The organism is Escherichia sp. E2586, assembly GCF_005781105.1.
GTDB lineage: Bacteria > Pseudomonadota > Gammaproteobacteria > Enterobacterales > Enterobacteriaceae > Escherichia.
This window is the reverse complement of record NZ_VATN01000008.1, coordinates 20,010-41,475: the sequence shown is the minus strand read 5'-3', so window position 1 is coordinate 41,475 and position 21,466 is coordinate 20,010. Positions and strand designations below refer to the sequence as shown.

At 52.2% G+C, this 21,466-nt stretch carries 17 protein-coding genes; 11 read left to right on the top strand and 6 right to left on the bottom strand.

Translation table 11 applies throughout. The annotated features are described in order from the left end of the window. The first annotated feature begins 46 nt into the window (after positions 1-46). The 4 genes from FEK50_RS09665 to fadH all read left to right on the top strand — a co-directional run bounded on the left by FEK50_RS09665 (position 47) and on the right by fadH (position 7,296). Positions 47-1,480 carry an amino acid permease gene (locus FEK50_RS09665; RefSeq protein WP_130260144.1) on the top strand — a complete coding sequence of 478 codons (1,434 nt, stop codon included), beginning with the start codon at positions 47-49 and terminating at the stop codon, positions 1,478-1,480. Between the two features lie 133 nt (positions 1,481-1,613). Beyond that, positions 1,614-2,684: a protein YgjJ gene (gene ygjJ / locus FEK50_RS09660; RefSeq protein ID WP_131160931.1), complete on the top strand. Its 1,071-nt coding sequence runs from the start codon at positions 1,614-1,616 to the stop codon at positions 2,682-2,684. A gap of 16 nt (positions 2,685-2,700) precedes the next feature. Continuing rightward, positions 2,701-5,052, top strand: coding sequence for an alpha-glucosidase (gene ygjK, locus FEK50_RS09655; protein ID WP_131160930.1), 2,352 nt, complete (start codon positions 2,701-2,703; stop codon positions 5,050-5,052). Between the two features lie 225 nt (positions 5,053-5,277). After that, positions 5,278-7,296 carry an NADPH-dependent 2,4-dienoyl-CoA reductase gene (fadH, locus tag FEK50_RS09650; RefSeq protein ID WP_131160929.1) on the top strand — a complete coding sequence of 673 codons (2,019 nt, stop codon included), beginning with the start codon at positions 5,278-5,280 and terminating at the stop codon, positions 7,294-7,296. 110 nt (positions 7,297-7,406) lie between these two features. On the opposite strand, the gene higA is transcribed toward fadH, so the two are convergent. From higA to rlmG, 3 genes are all read right to left on the bottom strand, one after another. Beyond that, positions 7,407-7,823: a type II toxin-antitoxin system antitoxin HigA gene (gene higA, locus FEK50_RS09645; RefSeq protein WP_130210410.1), complete on the bottom strand. Its 417-nt coding sequence runs from the start codon at positions 7,821-7,823 to the stop codon at positions 7,407-7,409. After that, positions 7,820-8,134: a type II toxin-antitoxin system toxin HigB gene (gene higB / locus FEK50_RS09640; RefSeq protein ID WP_000550189.1), complete on the bottom strand. Its 315-nt coding sequence runs from the start codon at positions 8,132-8,134 to the stop codon at positions 7,820-7,822. Before higB ends, higA begins: the two co-directional genes overlap by 4 nt. Before the next feature lie 283 nt (positions 8,135-8,417). Continuing rightward, a complete protein-coding gene (gene rlmG / locus FEK50_RS09635; RefSeq protein WP_130210408.1) occupies positions 8,418-9,554 on the bottom strand; it encodes a 23S rRNA (guanine(1835)-N(2))-methyltransferase RlmG in 1,137 nt (378 codons plus the stop codon). 84 nt (positions 9,555-9,638) lie between these two features. On the opposite strand from rlmG, the gene FEK50_RS09630 reads away from it, so the two are divergent. The 5 genes from FEK50_RS09630 to sstT all read left to right on the top strand — a co-directional run bounded on the left by FEK50_RS09630 (position 9,639) and on the right by sstT (position 14,931). Continuing rightward, entirely contained in the window at positions 9,639-10,142 is a 504-nt protein-coding gene (locus tag FEK50_RS09630; protein ID WP_131160928.1) for a M48 family metallopeptidase, read from the top strand. A gap of 76 nt (positions 10,143-10,218) precedes the next feature. Beyond that, complete coding sequence (locus FEK50_RS09625; protein WP_131160927.1) at positions 10,219-10,911, top strand: vancomycin high temperature exclusion protein; 693 nt, start codon at positions 10,219-10,221, stop codon at positions 10,909-10,911. A gap of 78 nt (positions 10,912-10,989) precedes the next feature. Beyond that, on the top strand, positions 10,990-11,976 hold the full coding sequence (locus FEK50_RS09620; protein WP_130210402.1) for a Gfo/Idh/MocA family oxidoreductase: 987 nt from the start codon (positions 10,990-10,992) through the stop codon (positions 11,974-11,976). 282 nt (positions 11,977-12,258) lie between these two features. Then, positions 12,259-13,224, top strand: a complete 966-nt coding sequence (gene alx, locus FEK50_RS09615; RefSeq protein WP_001098819.1) for a TerC family membrane protein Alx — start codon at positions 12,259-12,261, stop codon at positions 13,222-13,224. Between the two features lie 462 nt (positions 13,225-13,686). After that, positions 13,687-14,931, top strand: a complete 1,245-nt coding sequence (gene sstT, locus FEK50_RS09610) for a serine/threonine transporter SstT (RefSeq protein WP_130210400.1) — start codon at positions 13,687-13,689, stop codon at positions 14,929-14,931. Between the two features lie 3 nt (positions 14,932-14,934). On the opposite strand, the gene FEK50_RS09605 is transcribed toward sstT, so the two are convergent. From FEK50_RS09605 to uxaC, 3 genes are all read right to left on the bottom strand, one after another. Further along, positions 14,935-15,486 (bottom strand): YgjV family protein, encoded by a 552-nt coding sequence (locus tag FEK50_RS09605; protein ID WP_131160926.1) that lies wholly within the window; start codon positions 15,484-15,486, stop codon positions 14,935-14,937. 241 nt (positions 15,487-15,727) lie between these two features. Beyond that, entirely contained in the window at positions 15,728-17,215 is a 1,488-nt protein-coding gene (gene uxaA / locus FEK50_RS09600; protein WP_130210396.1) for an altronate dehydratase, read from the bottom strand. Between the two features lie 14 nt (positions 17,216-17,229). Further along, positions 17,230-18,642, bottom strand: coding sequence for a glucuronate isomerase (gene uxaC, locus FEK50_RS09595; protein WP_130210394.1), 1,413 nt, complete (start codon positions 18,640-18,642; stop codon positions 17,230-17,232). Positions 18,643-19,125: 483 nt separating this feature from the next. Here uxaC and exuT point away from each other — a divergent pair, with 483 nt between their 5' ends. Together exuT and exuR are read left to right on the top strand one after the other, a co-directional pair. After that, entirely contained in the window at positions 19,126-20,424 is a 1,299-nt protein-coding gene (gene exuT / locus FEK50_RS09590) for a hexuronate transporter ExuT (RefSeq protein WP_130210392.1), read from the top strand. 129 nt (positions 20,425-20,553) lie between these two features. Continuing rightward, complete coding sequence (gene exuR, locus FEK50_RS09585) at positions 20,554-21,330, top strand: transcriptional regulator ExuR (RefSeq protein ID WP_064529587.1); 777 nt, start codon at positions 20,554-20,556, stop codon at positions 21,328-21,330. The last annotated feature ends 136 nt before the right edge of the window (positions 21,331-21,466 follow it).

The following is a 21,466-nucleotide window of genomic DNA, read 5'->3' as shown; positions in this document are numbered from 1 at the left end:
AGGAGTTTGCCACCACCTCTACCCTACTCATTTTCGGAGATGTGTTATGTCTGATACCAAACGTAATACAATCGGCAAATTCGGCTTGCTCTCGCTGACTTTTGCCGCCGTTTACAGCTTTAACAACGTTATCAATAATAATATTGAGCTTGGACTGGCCTCGGCACCGATGTTTTTCCTTGCGACGATTTTTTATTTTATTCCCTTCTGCTTGATCATCGCAGAATTTGTTTCGTTAAATAAAAACTCAGAAGCTGGTGTCTACGCATGGGTAAAAAGTTCGCTGGGCGGACGTTGGGCATTTATTACTGCCTATACCTACTGGTTCGTAAATCTGTTCTTTTTCACCTCGCTGTTGCCGCGCGTTATTGCTTATGCTTCGTATGCCTTCCTCGGCTACGAATATATTATGACGCCGATTGCCACCACTATTATTAGTATGGTGCTGTTCGCCTTCTCCACCTGGGTTTCCACCAACGGGGCGAAAATGCTGGGGCCAATCACCTCCGTCACTTCAACGCTGATGCTGCTGTTAACGCTCTCCTACATTTTACTGGCAGGTACGGCACTGGTTGGCGGCGTACAGCCTGCCGATCCGATCACCGTTGACGCGATGATCCCGAACTTCAACTGGGCGTTCCTCGGCGTTACCACCTGGATCTTTATGGCCGCAGGTGGCGCGGAGTCCGTCGCGGTGTACGTTAACGACGTCAAAGGCGGTTCGAAATCGTTCGTTAAAGTGATCATCCTCGCCGGGATTTTTATCGGCGTACTGTATTCCGTCTCCTCAGTGCTGATTAACGTCTTCGTCAGCAGCAAAGAGTTGAAATTTACCGGTGGATCGGTGCAGGTATTCCACGGCATGGCGGCGTATTTTGGTCTGCCGGAAGCGCTGATGAATCGCTTTGTCGGTCTGGTGTCCTTTACCGCGATGTTCGGCTCCCTGCTGATGTGGACTGCAACACCGGTGAAAATTTTCTTCTCCGAAATCCCGGAAGGCATCTTTGGTAAGAAAACCGTCGAACTTAACGAAAACGGCGTTCCGGCGCGCGCGGCGTGGATCCAGTTCCTGATCGTCATCCCGCTGATGATTATCCCGATGCTCGGTTCCAATACCGTGCAGGATCTGATGAATACCATTATTAATATGACTGCCGCAGCGTCCATGCTTCCGCCGTTATTCATCATGCTGGCTTACCTGAATTTACGCGCCAAATTAGATCACCTGCCACGCGATTTCCGTATGGGTTCCCGCCGCACCGGTATTATCATTGTTTCAATGCTGATTGCGATATTTACCGTAGGGTTTGTCGCTTCGACATTCCCGACTGGCGCGAATATTCTGACCATCATTTTTTATAACGTCGGCGGTATTGTTATCTTCCTCGGATTTGCGTGGTGGAAATACAGTAAATATATAAAGGGATTAACGGCTGAAGAGCGCCATATTGAAGCGACGCCAGCCAGCAATGTTGATTAAGCAGACTAATAAAAAATGAGCAGGCATTTTCCCTCTTCCTGGATGGGGAGAGGGAAAATAGTTTCTGCCTTTCTATTTTTATAATTACAACGATAAAAGGCTGTACTTTTTCTTTAGCTCATGGATTAACACAATGAAATTAATCACTGCACCATGCAGAGCATTACTTGTTCTGCCGTTTTGCTATGCCTTTTCTGCGATGGGCGAAGAAGTACGTCCGGCAGAACATGACGACACAAAAACACCCGCAATTACCTCAACATCTTCTCCTTCATTTCGTTTTTACGGCGAATTAGGGGTTGGTGGATATATGGATTTAGAGGGTGAGAATAAACATAAATACAGCGACGGCACCTATATTGAAGGAGGCCTGGAGATGAAGTACGGCTCCTGGTTCGGCCTGATTTACGGCGAAGGCTGGACCGTGCAGGCCGACCACGACGGTAATGCCTGGGTGCCTGACCATAGCTGGGGCGGTTTCGAAGGTGGGATTAACCGTTTTTATGGCGGTTATCGTACCAACGATGGCACCGAAATCATGCTCAGTCTGCGTCAGGATTCCTCGCTGGATGACCTGCAATGGTGGGGCGATTTCACGCCCGATCTGGGCTACGTCATTCCCAATACCCGCGACATTATGACCGCGCTGAAGGTACAGAACTTAAGCGGCAACTTTCGTTATAGCGTCACCGCCACACCTGCCGGACATCATGACGAAAGCAAAGCCTGGCTACATTTTGGCAAGTACGATCGCTACGACGACAAATACACCTATCCGGCAATGATGAACGGTTACATCCAGTATGACCTTGCCGAAGGCATCACCTGGATGAACGGTCTGGAAATCACCGACGGCACCGGACAACTCTATCTGACGGGCCTGCTTACCCCTAACTTTGCCGCTCGCGCCTGGCACCATACCGGACGCGCCGACGGGTTGGACGTACCGGGAAATGAGAGCGGGATGATGGTGAGCGCCATGTATGAAGCGTTAAAGGGCGTTTATCTCTCCACCGCTTACACCTACGCCAAACATCGCCCTGACCACGCTGATGATGAAACCACCTCTTTCATGCAGTTTGGTATCTGGTACGAATACGGCGGCGGACGTTTCGCAACGGCTTTTGATAGCCGCTTCTACATGAAAAATGCCTCTCACGATCCCAGCGACCAAATCTTCCTGATGCAATATTTCTACTGGTAATAAGGACAGTAATCTCATGAAAATCAAAACTATTTTAACACCAGTAGCCTGTGCCCTGCTGATGAGTTTTTCCGCCCATGCCGCCAACGCCGACAATTATAAAAACGTGATTAACCGTACCGGCGCGCCGCAGTACATGAAGGATTACGATTACGACGACCACCAGCGTTTTAATCCGTTTTTCGATCTCGGAGCCTGGCATGGTCACTTGTTGCCAGACGGCCCGAACACCATGGGCGGTTTTCCGGGCGTAGCGCTGCTGACAGAAGAATACATCAACTTTATGGCCAGCAATTTCGACCGCCTGACCGTCTGGCAGGACGGCAAGAAAGTCGACTTCACGCTGGAGGCATACAGTATTCCCGGCGCGCTGGTGCAAAAACTGACAGCAAAAGATGTGCAGGTCGAAATGACTCTGCGCTTCGCCACGCCGCGCACGTCACTACTGGAAACTAAAATCATCAGCAATAAACCTCTGGATCTGGTGTGGGACGGCGAACTGCTGGAAAAACTGGAAGCGAAAGAAGGGAAACCGCTTTCCGATAAAACCATTGCTGGCGAGTACCCTGACTATCAGCGCAAAATCAGCGCCACCCGTGATGGCCTGAAAGTCACCTTTGGCAAAGTGCGCGCCACCTGGGATCTGCTGACCTCCGGCGAATCGGAATATCAGGTGCATAAATCCCTGCCGGTGCAGACTGAAATCAACGGCAATCGCTTTACCAGTAAGGCGCATATCAACGGTTCAACGACGCTCTATACCACCTATTCCCACCTGCTGACCGCTCAGGAAGTTAGCAAAGAGCAAATGCAGATCCGCGATATTCTGGCGCGTCCGGCGTTTTATCTCACCGCCTCGCAGCAACGCTGGGAAGAGTACCTGAAGAAAGGGTTAACCAATCCGGATGCGACGCCGGAACAGACGCGCGTCGCGGTAAAAGCAATCGAAACGCTCAACGGTAACTGGCGCTCACCGGGCGGCGCGGTGAAATATAACACCGTCACGCCGTCGGTGACCGGACGCTGGTTCTCCGGCAATCAGACCTGGCCGTGGGATACCTGGAAGCAGGCGTTTGCGATGGCGCATTTCAATCCGGACATCGCCAAAGAGAATATCCGCGCGGTCTTCTCCTGGCAGATCCAGCCCGGCGACACCGTGCGTCCACAGGATGTGGGCTTTGTCCCCGACCTGATAGCGTGGAACCTTAGCCCCGAGCGTGGCGGCGATGGCGGCAACTGGAACGAACGTAACACCAAACCCAGCCTTGCCGCCTGGTCGGTGATGGAAGTGTATAACGTCACCCAGGATAAAACCTGGCTGGCAGAGATGTACCCGAAACTGGTGGCCTATCACGACTGGTGGTTACGTAACCGCGATCATAACGGCAACGGCGTGCCGGAATATGGCGCGACCCGCGACAAAGCCCACAACACTGAGAATGGCGAGATGCTGTTTACGGTGAAAAAAGGTGACAAAGAAGAGACGCAGTCTGGGCTGAACAACTACGCCCACGTGGTGGAGAAAGGCCAATACGACAGTCTGGAAATTCCGGCACAGGTCGCTGCGTCGTGGGAATCGGGCCGTGATGATGCCGCCGTCTTTGGTTTTATCGACAAAGAACAGCTGGATAAATATGTCGCTAATGGTGGCAAACGTAGCGACTGGACGGTGAAATTCGCCGAAAACCGCAGTCAGGACGGAACGTTGCTGGGCTACTCGCTATTGCAGGAGTCGGTGGATCAGGCCAGCTATATGTACAGCGATAATCATTATCTGGCGGAGATGGCAACCATCCTCGGTAAGTCGGAAGAGGCTAAGCACTATCGCCAGTTGGCACAGCAGCTCGCGGACTACATCAACACCTGTATGTTCGACCCGACTACACAGTTCTACTATGACGTGCGCATTGAAGATAAACCGCTGGCGAACGGCTGCGCGGGCAAACCGATTGTCGAGCGCGGTAAAGGGCCGGAAGGCTGGTCGCCGCTGTTTAACGGTGCGGCAACGCAGGCCAACGCCGACGCGGTGGTGAAGGTGATGCTCGATCCTAAAGAGTTCAACACCTTTGTCCCGCTGGGAACGGCGGCGTTAACCAACCCGGCCTTTGGCGCGGATATCTACTGGCGCGGGCGCGTATGGGTGGATCAGTTCTGGTTTGGTCTGAAAGGGATGGAGCGTTACGGTTATCGCGATGATGCCCTGAAGCTGGCGGATACGTTCTTCCAGCACGCCAAAGGATTAACCGCCGATGGCCCAATTCAGGAGAATTACAATCCGCTGACCGGCGCACAGCAAGGCGCACCAAATTTCTCCTGGAGTGCCGCGCATTTGTATATGTTGTATAACGATTTTTTCCGTAAGCAGTAATTTGCAACGGCTGGCGGATGCGGCGTAAACGCCTTATCCGCCCTACATGTGCAATCCCCCAGGCCGGATAAGACGCGGCAAGCGTCGCATCCGGCGTTACCACCGGGCGTATTCTTTTTGAATCCCATCACAAACCCCGCACTCCCCTTTTCCCTTTTCTCCGGCGACGGCTAAATTAGAACTCATCCGACCACATAACAATTATTTTACATACTGGACAATTTTATGAGCTACCCGTCGCTGTTCGCCCCGCTTGATTTAGGTTTTACCACGTTAAAAAACCGCGTGCTGATGGGCTCAATGCACACCGGGCTGGAGGAATACCCGGACGGTGCCGAGCGGCTGGCAGCGTTTTATGCCGAACGCGCCCGTCACGGCGTGGCGCTGATCGTCAGCGGCGGCATTGCACCAGATTTAACAGGCGTTGGCATGGAAGGCGGCGCAATGCTCAACGACGCCAGCCAGATCCCACACCATCGCACCATTACCGAAGCGGTACATCAGGAAGGCGGCAAAATCGCCCTGCAAATTTTGCATACCGGGCGCTACAGCTACCAACCGCATCTGGTCGCTCCCTCCGCATTGCAGGCCCCCATCAACCGTTTCGTTCCTCACGAACTCACCCATGAAGAGATCCTGCAACTGATCGACGATTTCGCCAGCTGCGCACAACTGGCGCGGGAGGCGGGATACGACGGTGTAGAGGTAATGGGTTCCGAAGGGTATTTGATCAACGAATTTCTGACGCTGCGCACCAATCAGCGTAGTGACCAGTGGGGCGGCGATTACCGCAATCGGATGCGATTTGCCGTAGAAGTAGTGCGTGCGGTGCGCGAACTTGTTGGCAACGACTTCATTATTATCTACCGACTGTCGATGCTCGACCTGGTCGAAGGCGGCGGTACTTTTGCCGAAACGGTAGAGCTGGCGCAGGCCATTGAAGCGGCGGGCGCGACCATTATCAACACCGGCATTGGCTGGCATGAAGCGCGGATTCCGACCATCGCCACGCCCGTGCCGCGCGGTGCCTTTAGCTGGGTCACGCGCAAACTGAAAGGCCACGTTTCGCTGCCGCTGGTGACCACCAACCGGATTAACGATCCGCAGGTTGCCGACGACATTCTCTCGCGCGGTGATGCCGATATGGTGTCGATGGCGCGACCGTTCCTTGCTGATGCCGAGCTGCTATCAAAAGCGCAATCGGGACGAGCCGATGAGATCAACACTTGTATTGGCTGCAATCAGGCCTGTCTCGATCAGATCTTCGTTGGCAAAGTCACCTCGTGCCTGGTGAATCCTCGCGCCTGCCACGAAACCAAAATGCCAATCCTTCCCGCCATGCAGAAAAAAAATCTGGCGGTAGTCGGTGCAGGTCCGGCAGGGCTGGCGTTTGCCATTAACGCGGCGGCGCGTGGTCATCAGGTAACGTTGTTTGACGCTCACAGCGAGATCGGCGGGCAATTTAATATCGCCAAACAGATCCCCGGCAAAGAGGAGTTTTACGAAACGCTGCGCTATTACCGCCGCATGATCGAAGTGACGGGCGTGACGCTAAAACTCAATCACACCGTGACGGCGGATCAGTTACAGCCGTTCGATGAAACGATCCTCGCTAGCGGGATCGTACCGCGAATTCCGCCCATTGACGGGATCAATCACCCGAAGGTGTTGAGTTATCTCGATGTACTGCGCAACAAAGCGCCGGTGGGCAACAAAGTTGCCATCATCGGTTGTGGTGGGATTGGTTTTGATACGGCGATGTATTTAAGTCAGCCGGGCGAATCCACCAGCCAGAATATCGCCGAGTTCTGTAATGAGTGGGGGATCGACAGTAGCCTGCAACAGGCCGGAGGTTTGAGTCAGCAAGGCATGCAGATCCCTCGTAGCCCACGGCAAATTGTGATGCTCCAGCGCAAAGCCAGCAAACCAGGACAAGGGTTGGGCAAAACTACGGGCTGGATCCATCGCACCACCCTGCTCTCGCGCGGCGTGAAAATGATCCCTGGCGTAAGTTATCAGAAGATCGACGATGACGGGCTGCATGTGGTGATAAATGGCGAAACGCAGGTGTTAGCAGTGGATCATGTGGTGATCTGCGCAGGGCAAGAGCCAAACCGCGCGCTGGCGCAACCGCTGATTGATAGTGGGAAAACTGTGCATTTAATCGGCGGCTGCGATGTGGCTATGGAGCTGGACGCGCGACGGGCGATCGCGCAGGGGACACGGCTGGCGCTGGAGATTTAAATCGTGCATTGAAGTGCCGGATGCGACGCTTGCCGCGTCTTATCCGGCCTGGGGGTAATGTGCTGAACGTAGGCCGGATAAGGCGTTTACGCCACATCCGGCAGGCCGCGTTAATCAATAAACAATGCAGGGGAAATGCCGAATCGCGTTGCCAGTTTTTTAGCGTGTTCCAGCGTTAATTTTCTCTTTCCGTTCAAAACGCGTGACACCATCGATTTACTGCCAATTTCCGGCAGATCAGAAAGGGTTAAACCGTATTGATCCATCAGTGTACGAATCACAGCAACACCGCCAGGCATGGCTTGAGCCATGGCATTAAATTCAGCAAATTCAGGCGCTGATTCTTCCCACGCGGTTATTTTGGCACACACCAGAGCCAGCAAGGGGTTTTCAGGATCGTTGAGCAGCAGATGATCGACCAGTTCCAGCGCCTGGGCGTATTGTTCTTCGTTCTGGATACCCGCCAGAAAAGGTGCCACAGCGGTTAGCTTTTCTCCTGCTTGCAAGATGTCGGCAATCGCAATCATTTTTTCCCCTTAGTACGATGAACGGCGGTAAAGAAATCGTATTCTTTGTGCGTCATAACTTCACGTATGTAGCACTTTTGCGATTCAAAAAAGACCATTGCTACAACACGTAATTCATTGCCCCCAACATTGAAAACATAATGCTTATCCAGATATTTGAAGTTATCCAGAGATGGGAATACTGCTTTTAATGACTCAGGTTTTTTGAAATATCCCTTAGCAATCGTGTTCCCCAGAGCCACCAACTCCGTTTTATGTTGCGGGTATTTTTCCGCAGCATCTTTCAATGCTTTTTGAGTTATCAGGTGCATTCTTCATCACATCCGTTGACAAATTGGCAATATGATAACACCCGTTGACAGATTGGCAACGGATGATTTTATCTGCGTGACGGAAGAATAAACGTTGAACAACGCTAAACAAGAGAATGCAGAGGATGTGACTGGGATTTTTTGTTTTATGGAAGCGCGATTCCAGAACTGGGCAGACATTGCCGGATGCGACGCTTGCCGCGTCTTATCCGGCCTACGGGTAATGTGCTGAACGTAGGCCGGATAAGGCGTTTACGCCGCATCCGGCAGGTAACTCCCAATCTTATCGACGACGCCCCAGCTTCACTGCTTTCAGCACCACAAATTTATTATTCGTCGCAATAGTGGTGCAGTTGCCAAAAATTTTCTTCAGTTTATGGAAGTAATCCAGGTGACGGTTGGCAACGATATACAGCTCGCCGTTGATTTTCAGGCAGCGGCGGGCGTGGTGGAACATTTCCCAGGCGACGTTATCGGTTAGCGCATGTTGCTGATGAAACGGCGGGTTGCAGAGCACAGCATTAAAGCGGAAAGGCTCCACGCCGGAGAGCGCGTTGTTGATCATAAACTCGCAGCGATCCAACGCCTCTGGCATGTTGGTTTCGACGTTCAAACGGCTGGAAGCAACCGCCATCGGTGATTCATCGACAAACACCACTTTCGCCTGCGGGTTTTTATCAAGCAGCGTCAGGCCAATAACGCCGTTACCACAGCCGAGATCGACAATCTCCCCTTCGAGATTTTCCGGCAGATGTTGCATAAAGAAGCGCGCGCCAATATCCAGCCCGGTGCGGGAGAAGACATTCGCATGGTTGTGGATAGTCCAGTCAGTACCTTCCAGCTTCCAGCTAACGGTCTGCGGCGCATCGGCCAGCGGCGGTTCATTGAAAGTGCAATTAATCAGGCGCGCTTTTTTCCATGCCAGCGTGGTGGTGGTCGGGCCGAGCACTTTTTCGAACAGTTCCAGCGTGGAAGTGTGAATGTCACGGGCTTTGGCACCGGCAATAATGCGTGTTTCCGGCGTGACCACTTTGCGCAGCGCACGCAGTTGCTGCTCAAGCAATGCCAGTGTTTTCGGTATTTTGATCAGCACCACGCCCGGCTGTTGCGGGTAGTCAGCGGTGCTGTCAAGAAACTTCACGCTCGACTCATCAATCCCGTTGAGGCGTAAATTCTCGCGTGTCGCCAGTTCGCTGATGTATGAGTCGCCGATGCTGTACGGCTTATGTTCCGCCAGCGCACAGCTTAACGCGCCAAAAGCATCATTCAGGATTAACACCGGGCCGCGGATTTCTGTATCGTCCAACTGTTGCAGCAAATACTCATCTGCCGCTTCCCACGCCTGTAGCGGGTTAACGTCATCCGTCGCCGGAAAACGTTGTAGTGTCAGTGAACGGAAACCGTTGTCTAAGTGGCTCATCGGCCCTCCTGAATGATAAAATTTCGACGTTGCCCCTGAAAAGGGTGCGTGAGTATACCCTTTTTCTCTTTTTCGTGGGCGGTTATGAGCAATCTTACTTATCTTCAGGGTTATCCCGAGCAGCTGCTTTCCCAGGTGCGCACGCTGATTAATGAACAGCGTCTGGGCGATCTGCTGGCAAAACGCTATCCGGGAACGCACGACTACGCCACCGATAAAGCCCTCTGGCAATATACCCAGGATCTAAAAAATCAGTTTCTGCGCAATGCCCCGCCGATCAATAAAGTGATGTATGACAATAAGATCCACGTGCTGAAAAACGCGCTCGGGTTACATACCGCTGTTTCACGTGTGCAGGGCGGCAAGCTGAAAGCGAAGGCGGAGATCCGCGTCGCCACCGTGTTTCGCAACGCGCCAGAACCGTTTTTGCGCATGATTGTGGTGCACGAGCTGGCGCATCTGAAGGAGAAAGAGCACAACAAAGCGTTTTACCAGTTGTGCTGCCATATGGAACCGCAGTACCACCAGCTTGAGTTCGACACTCGCCTGTGGCTGACGCAACTGTCACTGGGACAAGACAAAATCTGAAAATGATCTCAGGCGCTATCTTTTCCTCCTTTAGCGCCTAAAATCGACCTCCCCTCTATCGTTAAGGATAACGACCATGCTGCGCGCATTCGCCCGCCTTCTTCGCCGTATTTGTTTTTCTCGCCGGACTCTCAAAATTGCCTGTTTTCTGTTGCTTGTGGCAGGCGCGACGATTTTTATCGCCGATCGGGCAATGGTCAACGCCAGCCAACAACTCACCTGGAGTGACGTCAACGCTATTCCGGCACGTAACGTGGGTTTATTGTTGGGAGCAAGGCCAGGTAATCGCTACTTTACCCGACGTATTGATACCGCCGCAGAGTTGTACCACGCAGGAAAAGTGAAATGGTTGCTGGTCAGTGGCGACAACGGACGTAAAAATTACGATGAAGCGTCAGGCATGCAGCAGGCTTTGATCGCTAAGGGCGTACCGGCAAAAGTGATCTTCTGTGACTATGCCGGATTCTCAACGCTTGATTCAGTGGTTCGTGCCAATAAAGTGTTTGGGGAGAACCATATCACCATTATCTCGCAGGAATTTCATAACCAACGCGCCATCTGGCTGGCAAAACAGTACGGTATCGATGCTATCGGGTTTAACGCGCCAGACCTGAATATGAAGCACGGTTTGTATACTCAGCTGCGGGAGAAACTCGCCAGGGTTAGAGCGGTGATAGACGCAAAAATCCTCCATCGTCAGCCAAAATATCTCGGGCCGTCGGTCATGATTGGGCCCTTTAGCGAGCATGGTTGTCCGACGCAGAAATAATGCGTATCCGCGCACGTCGAAGATGAAAAAGGCGTGCTACATTGACGGCAGAATCCCTTTATGGAGTATCCACGCGTTATGATACGTTTCGCTGTGATTGGTACGAACTGGATCACTCACCAGTTCGTGGAGGCCGCACATGAGAGCGGTAAATATAAGTTAACCGCCGTCTATTCCCGCAGCCTTGAACAGGCCCAGCACTTCGCCAATGAGTTTTCTGTCGAGCATCTGTTTACGTCGCTGGAAGCGATGGCGGAAAGCGATGCCATTGACGCGGTGTATATTGCCAGCCCGAATGCCCTGCATTTTGCCCAGACGCAGCTTTTCCTTAGCCACAAAATTCATGTGATTTGCGAGAAACCGCTGGCGTCGAATCTGGCGGAAGTGGATGCCGCCATTGCCTGTGCGCGGGAAAATCAGGTGGTGCTGTTTGAAGCATTTAAAACGGCCTGCCTGCCTAACTTTCATCTGTTACGCCAGGCGCTGCCAAAAGTCGGCAAACTGCGGAAAGTCTTTTTCAACTACTGCCAGTATTCCTCGCGTTATCAACGTTATCTGGATGGTGAGAATCCCAACACCTTTAATCCGGCATTCTCTAACGGTTCAATTATGGATATCGGCTTTTACTGCCTGGCGTCGGCGGTGGCGTTATTTGGTGAACCGAAAAGCGTGCAGGCAACCGCCAGTTTGCTGGCAAGCGGCGTGGATGCCCACGGCGTGGTGGTGATGGATTACGGTGATTTCAGCGTTACGTTGCAGCACTCAAAAGTCAGTGATTCTGTCCTGGCGAGCGAGATTCAGGGCGAAGCGGGATCGCTGGTGATTGAAAAACTCTCTGAATGCCAGAAAGTCTGCTTTGTGCCGCGCGGCAGCCAGATGCAGGATCTCACTCAGCCACAGCATATTAATACCATGCTCTACGAAGCAGAGCTGTTTGCTGAACTGGTGGATGAGCATCTGATTAATCATCCGGGGCTGGCGGTTAGTCGCATCACCGCCAAACTGCTGACCGAGATCCGCCGCCAGACTGGGGTGATATTTCCGGCAGATAGCGTAAAACAATAATGGTTACCGTAAAGCAGTGTAAAAGGCATGTAACAGACCATTGACTGGATGAATGGTCTGTCATACTTTGTTACCTGCAAAGGGGAGTAACTTCATTGCCGGTCGATCGTCATTACGATGTGTGAAAAACCACATCCGGTCACCGGGCAACCCGAAAGGAATACGCAGACGTATTCCTTTTTTGTTGTAAGTGAGACCTTGCCGGAAGGCGAGGTCTATGCATAAAAAGCAGCGGCTGACGTCTTCCGACGTTGGCCGTTTTTTTATGTGTAAGGAACTTCTATGAATACTGTCGGCACGCCGTTGCTATGGGGCGGATTCGCTGTTGTTGTCGCCATTATGCTGGCTATCGACCTGTTGTTGCAGGGGCGTCGTGGCGCGCATGCCATGACCATGAAACAGGCTGCAGCCTGGTCGCTGGTGTGGGTGACCCTTTCGTTACTGTTTAACGCCGCTTTCTGGTGGTATTTAGTCCAGACGCAGGGGCGCGAAGTCGCGGACCCGCAGGCACTGGCCTTCCTCACCGGTTATCTGATTGAGAAATCGCTGGCGGTCGATAACGTCTTTGTCTGGCTGATGTTGTTCAGCTATTTCTCTGTTCCGGCGGCATTACAACGCCGCGTGCTGGTATATGGCGTGCTCGGGGCGATTGTTCTGCGTACCATCATGATCTTCACCGGTAGTTGGCTGATTTCGCAATTCGACTGGATCCTGTATATCTTCGGCGCCTTCCTGCTGTTTACTGGCGTGAAGATGGCGCTCGCCCATGAAGATGAATCAGGGATTGGCGACAAGCCGTTGGTGCGCTGGCTGCGTGGTCATTTGCGTATGACTGACACCATCGACAACGAGCATTTCTTTGTGCGTAAGAATGGCTTGTTGTATGCCACGCCGCTGATGCTGGTGCTGATTCTGGTGGAGTTGAGCGACGTGATTTTCGCCGTGGATAGCATTCCGGCTATCTTCGCCGTTACCACCGACCCGTTTATTGTGCTGACCTCAAACTTGTTTGCGATCCTCGGCCTGCGTGCGATGTATTTCCTGCTGGCGGGCGTAGCAGAGCGTTTCTCGATGCTCAAATATGGTCTGGCAGTGATTCTGGTGTTTATCGGTATCAAGATGCTGATTGTCGACTTCTACCATATTCCGATCGCCGTTTCGCTGGGCGTGGTGTTTGGCATTCTGGTGATGACGTTTATTATCAACGCGTGGGTGAATTATCGGCATGATAAGCAGCGGGGAGAATGATTCGCTGTATATTAAGCCATTACTGGAGATAACTCATTCCAGACAAAGATGAGCTACTAATTATGTAATCGGCTTATAGCTCTTTACAAAAAGACCGCACGGGTGCAGGGGGCGGCAGCGATTGGCCGCCCCCTGCGCGCTCCCCGCCCCCTGCGCGCTCCCCGCGCCAGTGACTTTATATGGCATTGCACATTAAAGGAGCGCAACCGTTCTCATATTCCAAATTGTTTTGCCCATATGTCATCTAATCAGCCTTAGTAGCCAGTCCTTCCCTCTGCTTATGTCAAATAAATGTAACCATTAAGTTGCAAAACATGACCTCTCTTTAAAATCCAGCATTTTTCGCTTCCCGAAGCTGTAACTTTCCTTATACTCGACTTGGCAAACACTTTGTTACATCCTGAAAGATGCGTCGACAGAACGCACCAGGGATGTGCGACAACACAACGAAAGGATCGAAAAATGACTACGCAACGTTCACCGGGGCTATTCCGGCGTCTGGCTCAGGGCAGCCTGGTAAAACAAATCCTGGTCGGCCTTGTTCTGGGGATTCTCCTGGCATGGATCTCAAAACCGGCCGCTGAAGCTGTCGGTCTGTTAGGCACTTTGTTCGTCGGTGCATTGAAAGCTGTAGCGCCAATTCTGGTGCTGATGCTGGTAATGGCTTCCATCGCTAACCACCAGCACGGGCAGAAAACCAATATCCGCCCTATTCTGTTCCTCTATCTGCTGGGTACTTTCTCTGCCGCGCTGGCTGCAGTTGTCTTCAGCTTCGCCTTCCCTTCGACCCTGCATTTGTCCAGTAGCGCGAGCGATATTTCCCCGCCGTCAGGCATTGTGGAAGTGATGCGAGGGCTGGTGTTGAGCATGGTTTCCAACCCCATCGACGCCCTGCTGAAAGGTAACTACATCGGGATTCTGGTGTGGGCCATTGGCCTTGGTTTCGCTCTGCGTCACGGTAACGAAACCACCAAAAACCTGGTCAACGATATGTCGAATGCCGTTACCTTTATGGTGAAACTGGTGATTCGTTTCGCACCAATCGGTATTTTTGGTCTGGTAGCTTCAACGCTGGCAACCACCGGTTTCTCCACCCTGTGGGGCTATGCGCAACTGCTGGTGGTGCTGGTTGGCTGTATGTTGCTGGTGGCGCTGGTGGTTAACCCGCTGCTGGTATGGTGGAAAATTCGTCGTAACCCATTCCCGCTGGTGCTGCTGTGCCTGCGCGAAAGCGGTGTATACGCCTTCTTCACCCGTAGCTCGGCGGCGAATATTCCGGTAAACATGGCGTTGTGTGAAAAGCTAAATCTGGACCGCGATACCTATTCCGTTTCTATTCCGCTAGGGGCGACGATCAATATGGCAGGCGCAGCCATTACCATTACCGTGTTGACGCTGGCTGCGGTCCATACGCTGGGTATTCCGGTGGATCTGCCCACGGCGCTGCTGTTGAGCGTAGTTGCATCACTTTGTGCCTGTGGTGCATCAGGCGTGGCAGGTGGTTCTCTGCTGCTGATCCCGCTGGCCTGTAATATGTTCGGTATTCCGAACGATATTGCCATGCAGGTGGTTGCCGTCGGCTTTATCATCGGCGTGTTGCAGGACTCCTGCGAAACCGCGCTGAACTCTTCAACTGACGTGCTGTTCACCGCAGCGGCTTGCCAGGCTGAAGATGCACGTCTGGCAAATAGCGCCCTGCGAAACTAATGCTTAGCCCCTTTCGTCTACGGCGGAAGGGGTTTTCTCCACTTTAAACGGATCAATTCCCCTTCTCTGCATACGCCAGAAACGAATGATGTTCAGGCCATTCATTAGCAGAAAACTACCCTCAATCATCGTGCCACCAATCGACCCGGCCCAAATGTTGTGAGTTAACCAGCAACAAGTAGAAAACCACATCACGCAGCGCATGGTCAGTCCTTTAAAGCGAAATAGCGCCCAGGTACTGACAATCGTGCCAATGACTGGCAGCAGCTCCATCGGATGATGGAACTTCGCCAGACCAACTCCTCCCGTCAGCACGATGAAGATCGCCATTATCCATAAACTACGGGTACGCAGAGTAATTAACGTACGGATAGCATTGAGGATTGAGCTAGCCCCCGCCGGGAAGACGCCCATCAGAAAAAAATGTACGCCAATAAATACGCTATAAATGGAAAGCTGAATTTTGAAGCGACGTTCATCGCGGTTGAAGAATGTTGTAATACCAATCAGAAAGGCGATGACACCCACGCCCTGGGCCAGCCAATACGCGGTCATGATAAATCCTTAGCAGGTATGGAAAAGCAAACGGCGCTTCGAGTTAGAAACGCCGCTTCAGATTGCTGACAAAGTGCATCTCATTTCTTGCCGGATGCGGCGTAAACGCCTTATCCGGCCTACAAGATCGTGCAACTTTACTATATTGCGAAGCGCATCAGGCAATTATGCGTTTATCAACAATCTTAAACGACGCTTCATATTATGAAACGCCGTTTTTTATTCACAACTTATTTCGACTTTACAGCGTTACGCCGCTTTTAAAGATCGCCAGTTCGCGGAAGTCGTTACGCTCGTTGCAGGTTTGCTTACCGTTGGCAAACTCAACGATGGTATCGATAAATTCTTCCAGCAACTGCGGCATCGCTTTACCGTGGATCAGCTGACCCGCGTCAAAGTCGATCCAGTGTTTTTTCTTCGCTGCCAGTTCGCTGTTGGTAGCGATTTTCACCGTCGGTACAAATCCGCCGTACGGCGTGCCGCGACCGGTACTAAACAGCACCATGTGGCAGCCCGCACCCGCCAGGGCGCTGGTCGCTACGGCATCGTTACCCGGTGCACTTAACAGGTTCAGCCCTGGTGTTTTCAAACGTTCGCCGTAGCGCAGCACGTCTACCACCTGGCTGGAGCCCGCTTTCTGCGTACAGCCGAGTGATTTATCTTCCAGCGTGGTGATACCACCCGCTTTGTTCCCCGGCGATGGGTTTTCGTAGATCGGCTGGTCATGGGCAATAAAGTACTGTTTGAAGTCGTTGACCATGGTGACCAATTTTTCAAACGTCGCTTCGTCACGGCAATGGTCCATCAGTAACTGCTCTGCACCGAACATCTCCGGTACTTCGGTCAGCACGGTAGTACCGCCGTTAGCGATGACGTAATCAGAGAAACGCCCCAGCATTGGGTTAGCAGTAATACCGGAAAGGCCGTCGGAACCGCCGCACTCCAGACCAAACTTCAGTTCGCTAAGTTTGCCCGGCTCGCGCTTGTCATTGCGCATGACGTTATACAGCTGATGTAAATGCTCGATCCCGGCTTCAATCTCATCATCCTGCTGTTGGCAGATCATGAAATGAACGCGTTCAGGATCGATATCGCCCAGCGTTTCACGGAAAGCATCAACCTGGTTGTTTTCACAGCCCAGACCAATGACCAACACGGCGCCTGCGTTCGGATGACGCACCATGTTTTGCAGCATGGTGCGGGTATTAATGTGATCGTCGCCCAGCTGCGAGCAGCCATAGGTGTGGCTGAAGAGGAACACACCGTCAGTACCTTCAGCGTTGTTCGTCTCTTTCAAAAAACGGTTCTGGATCTGTCGCGCGATGCCGTTAACGCAGCCCACGGTCGGCAGGATCCACAACTCGTTACGCACCCCGACATCACCGTTAGCGCGACGATAGATCTGCACTTCACGATCTGCCGCTTGCGCAGGCAGATCCTGAAAATCAGGTTGATAGCGATACTGATCCAGATCGCTCAGATTCGTGCGCGTATTGTGGGCGTGAACGTGTTCCCCCGCCGCAATATCCGCCAATGCATAACCAATCGGTAGGCCATATTTAATGACGTTGGCCCCTTTTTCGATATCTGTTAACGCAAATTTATGTCCACGAGCAACATCCTGGCGCAGCGTTACGGTCTGGTTATCGACACTGATTTCAGTGCCTTCCGCCAAATCCACTAACGCGACCGCGACGTTATCCAGCGCATGGATCTTGATGTATTGCATATCAACCCCAGACCTTAGTTCAGTTCAATGGCGAAGTAGTCACGCGCATTGTTAAAGCAAATATTTCTCACCATCTCGCCCAGCAGGTTGATGTCCGCCGGTGCTTCGCCCGCTTCCACCCAGCGGCCAATCATCTGGCACAGAATGCGGCGGAAGTATTCGTGACGGGTGTACGACAGGAAGCTACGGCTGTCAGTCAGCATCCCAACAAAACGGCTCAGCAGACCGAGCTGTGCCAGTTGAGTCATCTGACGTTCCATACCGTCTTTCTGATCGTTAAACCACCAGCCGGAACCGAACTGCATTTTGCCTGGCATACCTTCGCCCTGGAAGTTACCGATCATGGTGCCCAGCACTTCGTTATCGCGCGGATTCAGGCAGTAGAGAATGGTTTTCGGCAGCAGGTTTTCTTCGTTCTGTTTGCTCAGCAGCTTAGACAGTTCTTCCGCCATCGGACGGTCGTTGATGGAGTCAAAGCCAACATCCGGCCCCAGCAGTTTGAACTGACGCAGGTTGTTATTACGCAGCGCGCCAATGTGGTACTGCTGTACCCAGCCGCGACGTGCGTATTCGGCGCCCAGGAATACCAGCACCGCAGTTTTGAACTGTGCGACTTCATGCTCACTCAGGGTTTCGCCTGCCAGACGACGTGCCAGGATGCTATCCAGTTCCGCTTCGTTCGCTTCGGCAAACATCACCACGTCCAGCGCGTGGTCAGACACTTTACAACCGTGAGCGGCGAAGTGATCCAGACGTTTGGTCAGAGCAGTTTGCAGGTCTGCAAAGCGGCGAATGTCGGTATCGGAAACTTCGCCCAGCTTCGCCATGTAGTCGTTAAAGGTCGCCTGTTCAATGTTGAAGGCTTTATCCGGACGCCAGCTCGGCAGCACTTTGATGTTGAAAGAGCCGTCTTTGGCGATCTCTGCGTGATGTTCCAGAGAGTCGATCGGGTCGTCGGTGGTGCCGACCATTTTCACGTTCATCTGCTGCATGATGCCGCGCGCGGAGAATTTGTCCTGCGCCAGCAGTTCGTTACATTCGTTCCAGATTTCATCTGCAGTAGACGGAGACAGCAGTTTGCCAGTGATGCCAAACGGACGACGCAGTTCGAGGTGCGTCCAGTGGTATAACGGGTTACCGATCGTGTGCGGAACGGTCGCCGCCCAGGCATCAAACTTCTCACGATCAGATGCATCACCAGTACACAGGCGCTCAGCAACACCATTGGTACGCATTGCACGCCATTTGTAGTGGTCGCCTTTCAGCCAGATGTCATACAGATTCTTAAAGCGATAGTCTTCTGCGATTTGCTGCGGCGGTAAATGGCAGTGGTAGTCGAAAATCGGCTGGTCTTTTGCGTAGTCGTGATACAGACGGCGGGCAAATTCAGTATCTAACAGGAAATCTTCAGTCATAAACGGAGTCATTATCGTCTTCCTCTCAACGAGTGAGCTAGCTTGCTTAGGGTGCGATGCTGACAAAGTTATCACACCAATTTCCAGAGCCCGAAGATATTTTCGTGAGTTAGATCAATAAACGTAGTTAAAAAAATTACTCTCAAAGTGGTAAATCCCTCTGCAAGCCGCGCCAGTTCTGGCTTCGCTCTCATCCAGTAATGCCCCTACAAATATTCCCACATTTGTGATGGCTCTCACCTTTTAAAGTTGTATGACAAGTTATCTTTCTGCCGTCGCGAATCATAAGTCGACGGAATGCAAATTGCCGATTCATTCATTTGTTAGATGAATTGGGTTGACCGGTACGGAAGCCGAATTAGCACGAAACTTTCATGGCAGCGTTCGGGGTGTACCGGTTTTTTTTTCGGTCATCCGGTCGTAACTAACATCCTCTGCCCCAGGCAGGATGATGACCGCGCTTATTGCGGATATAACAAAACGATGAGGTTTTACATGCGTAAAATTAAAGGGTTACGTTGGTACATGATCGCATTGGTGACGCTCGGCACCGTGCTCGGTTACCTGACGCGTAACACTGTGGCGGCAGCTGCACCAACTCTGATGGAAGAGTTAAACATCTCCACCCAACAGTATTCCTACATCATCGCAGCCTATTCTGCTGCATATACGGTCATGCAACCTGTAGCGGGTTATGTACTGGATGTTCTGGGGACGAAAATCGGTTACGCAATGTTTGCCGTGCTGTGGGCGGTATTCTGTGGCGCAACCGCACTGGCTGGTAGCTGGGGCGGTCTGGCGATTGCCCGTGGTGCGGTAGGTGCGGCAGAAGCAGCGATGATCCCTGCAGGTCTGAAAGCCAGTTCTGAATGGTTCCCGGCGAAAGAACGCTCCATCGCAGTAGGTTACTTTAACGTTGGTTCCTCAATTGGTGCGATGATTGCGCCGCCGCTGGTGGTATGGGCAATCGTCATGCACAGCTGGCAGATGGCATTTATTATCTCCGGTGCGTTGAGCTTTATCTGGGCGATGGCATGGCTGATTTTCTATAAACATCCACGCGACCAGAAACATCTGACCGATGAAGAACGTGACTACATTATTAATGGTCAGGAAGCCCAGCACCAGGTTGGCGCGGCGAAGAAAATGTCCGTTGCTCAGATCCTGCGTAACCGTCAGTTCTGGGGTATCGCATTACCGCGCTTCCTGGCTGAACCGGCCTGGGGTACTTTCAACGCGTGGATCCCGCTGTTCATGTTTAAAGTTTACGGCTTTAACCTGAAAGAGATCGCGATGTTCGCCTGGATGCCAATGCTGTTTGCTGACCTTGGTTGTATCCTCGGTGGTTACCTGCCGCCACTGTTCCAGCGTTGGTTTGGTGTGAACCTGATTGTTTCCCGTAAGATGGTGGTAACACTGGGTGCGGTACTGATGATTGGCCCAGGTATGATCGGTCTGTTCACCAACCCGTATGTCGCGATTATGCTGCTGTGTATCGGTGGTTTTGCTCACCAGGCGCTGTCTGGCGCGCTGATTACCCTCTCTTCTGACGTGTTTGGTCGTAACGAAGTGGCAACGGCAAACGGTCTGACTGGGATGTCTGCGTGGCTGGCAAGTACGCTGTTTGCGCTGGTTGTAGGTGCACTGGCTGACACCATCGGCTTCAGCCCGCTGTTCGCAGTACTGGCAGTGTTCGACCTGTTAGGCGCGCTGGTTATCTGGACCGTGTTGCAGAACAAACCGGCAATTGAGGTAGCGCAGGAATCACATAACGACCCCGCACCGCAACATTAACGCTAACTGTAAGTTTTAGTTTCCCTTCAAAGCCGCCTTCTCAGGCGGCTTTTTCACCACTGCGAGTAGAGCTAAGCTCGCAAAAGTGGTATAACAAATATAGTCTGCCGTATCATGCCTGGAGCGCATATGGAAATCACTGAACCACGCCGTTTGTACCAACAGCTCGCCGCTGACCTGAAAGAACGCATCGAGCAGGGCGTCTATCTGGTGGGTGATAAACTGCCCGCCGAACGTTTTATTTCTGATGAAAAAAACGTCAGCCGCACCGTGGTTCGTGAAGCTATCATCATGCTTGAAGTCGAGGGCTATGTAGAAGTACGCAAAGGCTCGGGAATTCATGTGGTTTCCAACCAGCCTCGCCATCAGCAGGCGGCGGACGCGAATATGGAATTTGCCAATTACGGTCCGTTTGAACTGCTCCAGGCACGTCAACTTATCGAAAGCAATATTGCCGAGTTTGCTGCAACCCAGGTAACGAAACAGGACATCATGAAACTGATGGCCATCCAGGAGCAGGCGCGCGGCGAACAATGCTTCCGTGATTCCGAGTGGGATTTGCAGTTTCATATTCAGGTCGCATTAGCGACGCAGAACTCTGCACTGGCTGCCATCGTAGAGAAAATGTGGACCCAGCGTAGCCATAACCCGTACTGGAAAAAGCTGCACGAGCACATTGATTCCCGTACCGTCGATAACTGGTGTGATGACCACGATCAGATCCTCAAAGCGTTGATACGCAAAGATCCTCATGCCGCCAAACTTGCAATGTGGCAGCATCTGGAAAATACCAAAATTATGTTGTTTAACGAAACCAGTGACGATTTCGAGTTCAATGCCGACCGCTATTTGTTCGCCGAGAATCCAGTCGTTCATCTGGATACTGTGGCCAACAGCAGCAAATAAACTCCCATTTCTGACAGGCGCAGCAACGCGCCTGTTCGCTTTATCAGTAAGCGAAAAGTATAAAGTGTCAGCCTGTGTAAATCCTCTCGCCACCCTCCTCTGCAATCAGCAAAATCAGACTCCACGGACATGTAAT

Excerpts from the sequence above, each read along its gene's own strand:
- sstT (WP_130210400.1), top strand. The coding sequence starts at position 13,687 with ATGACTACGCAACGTTCACCGGGGCTATTCCGGCGTCTGGCTCAGGGC.
- ygjK (WP_131160930.1), top strand. The coding sequence starts at position 2,701 with ATGAAAATCAAAACTATTTTAACACCAGTAGCCTGTGCCCTGCTGATG.
- FEK50_RS09665 (WP_130260144.1), top strand. The coding sequence starts at position 47 with ATGTCTGATACCAAACGTAATACAATCGGCAAATTCGGCTTGCTCTCG.
- exuT (WP_130210392.1), top strand. The coding sequence starts at position 19,126 with ATGCGTAAAATTAAAGGGTTACGTTGGTACATGATCGCATTGGTGACG.
- higB (WP_000550189.1), bottom strand. The coding sequence starts at position 8,134 with ATGCACCTGATAACTCAAAAAGCATTGAAAGATGCTGCGGAAAAATAC.
- alx (WP_001098819.1), top strand. The coding sequence starts at position 12,259 with ATGAATACTGTCGGCACGCCGTTGCTATGGGGCGGATTCGCTGTTGTT.
- uxaA (WP_130210396.1), bottom strand. The coding sequence starts at position 17,215 with ATGCAATACATCAAGATCCATGCGCTGGATAACGTCGCGGTCGCGTTA.
- fadH (WP_131160929.1), top strand. The coding sequence starts at position 5,278 with ATGAGCTACCCGTCGCTGTTCGCCCCGCTTGATTTAGGTTTTACCACG.
- uxaC (WP_130210394.1), bottom strand. The coding sequence starts at position 18,642 with ATGACTCCGTTTATGACTGAAGATTTCCTGTTAGATACTGAATTTGCC.
- ygjJ (WP_131160931.1), top strand. The coding sequence starts at position 1,614 with ATGAAATTAATCACTGCACCATGCAGAGCATTACTTGTTCTGCCGTTT.
- higA (WP_130210410.1), bottom strand. The coding sequence starts at position 7,823 with ATGATTGCGATTGCCGACATCTTGCAAGCAGGAGAAAAGCTAACCGCT.
- FEK50_RS09620 (WP_130210402.1), top strand. The coding sequence starts at position 10,990 with ATGATACGTTTCGCTGTGATTGGTACGAACTGGATCACTCACCAGTTC.
- FEK50_RS09625 (WP_131160927.1), top strand. The coding sequence starts at position 10,219 with ATGCTGCGCGCATTCGCCCGCCTTCTTCGCCGTATTTGTTTTTCTCGC.
- FEK50_RS09630 (WP_131160928.1), top strand. The coding sequence starts at position 9,639 with ATGAGCAATCTTACTTATCTTCAGGGTTATCCCGAGCAGCTGCTTTCC.
- exuR (WP_064529587.1), top strand. The coding sequence starts at position 20,554 with ATGGAAATCACTGAACCACGCCGTTTGTACCAACAGCTCGCCGCTGAC.
- rlmG (WP_130210408.1), bottom strand. The coding sequence starts at position 9,554 with ATGAGCCACTTAGACAACGGTTTCCGTTCACTGACACTACAACGTTTT.
- FEK50_RS09605 (WP_131160926.1), bottom strand. The coding sequence starts at position 15,486 with ATGACCGCGTATTGGCTGGCCCAGGGCGTGGGTGTCATCGCCTTTCTG.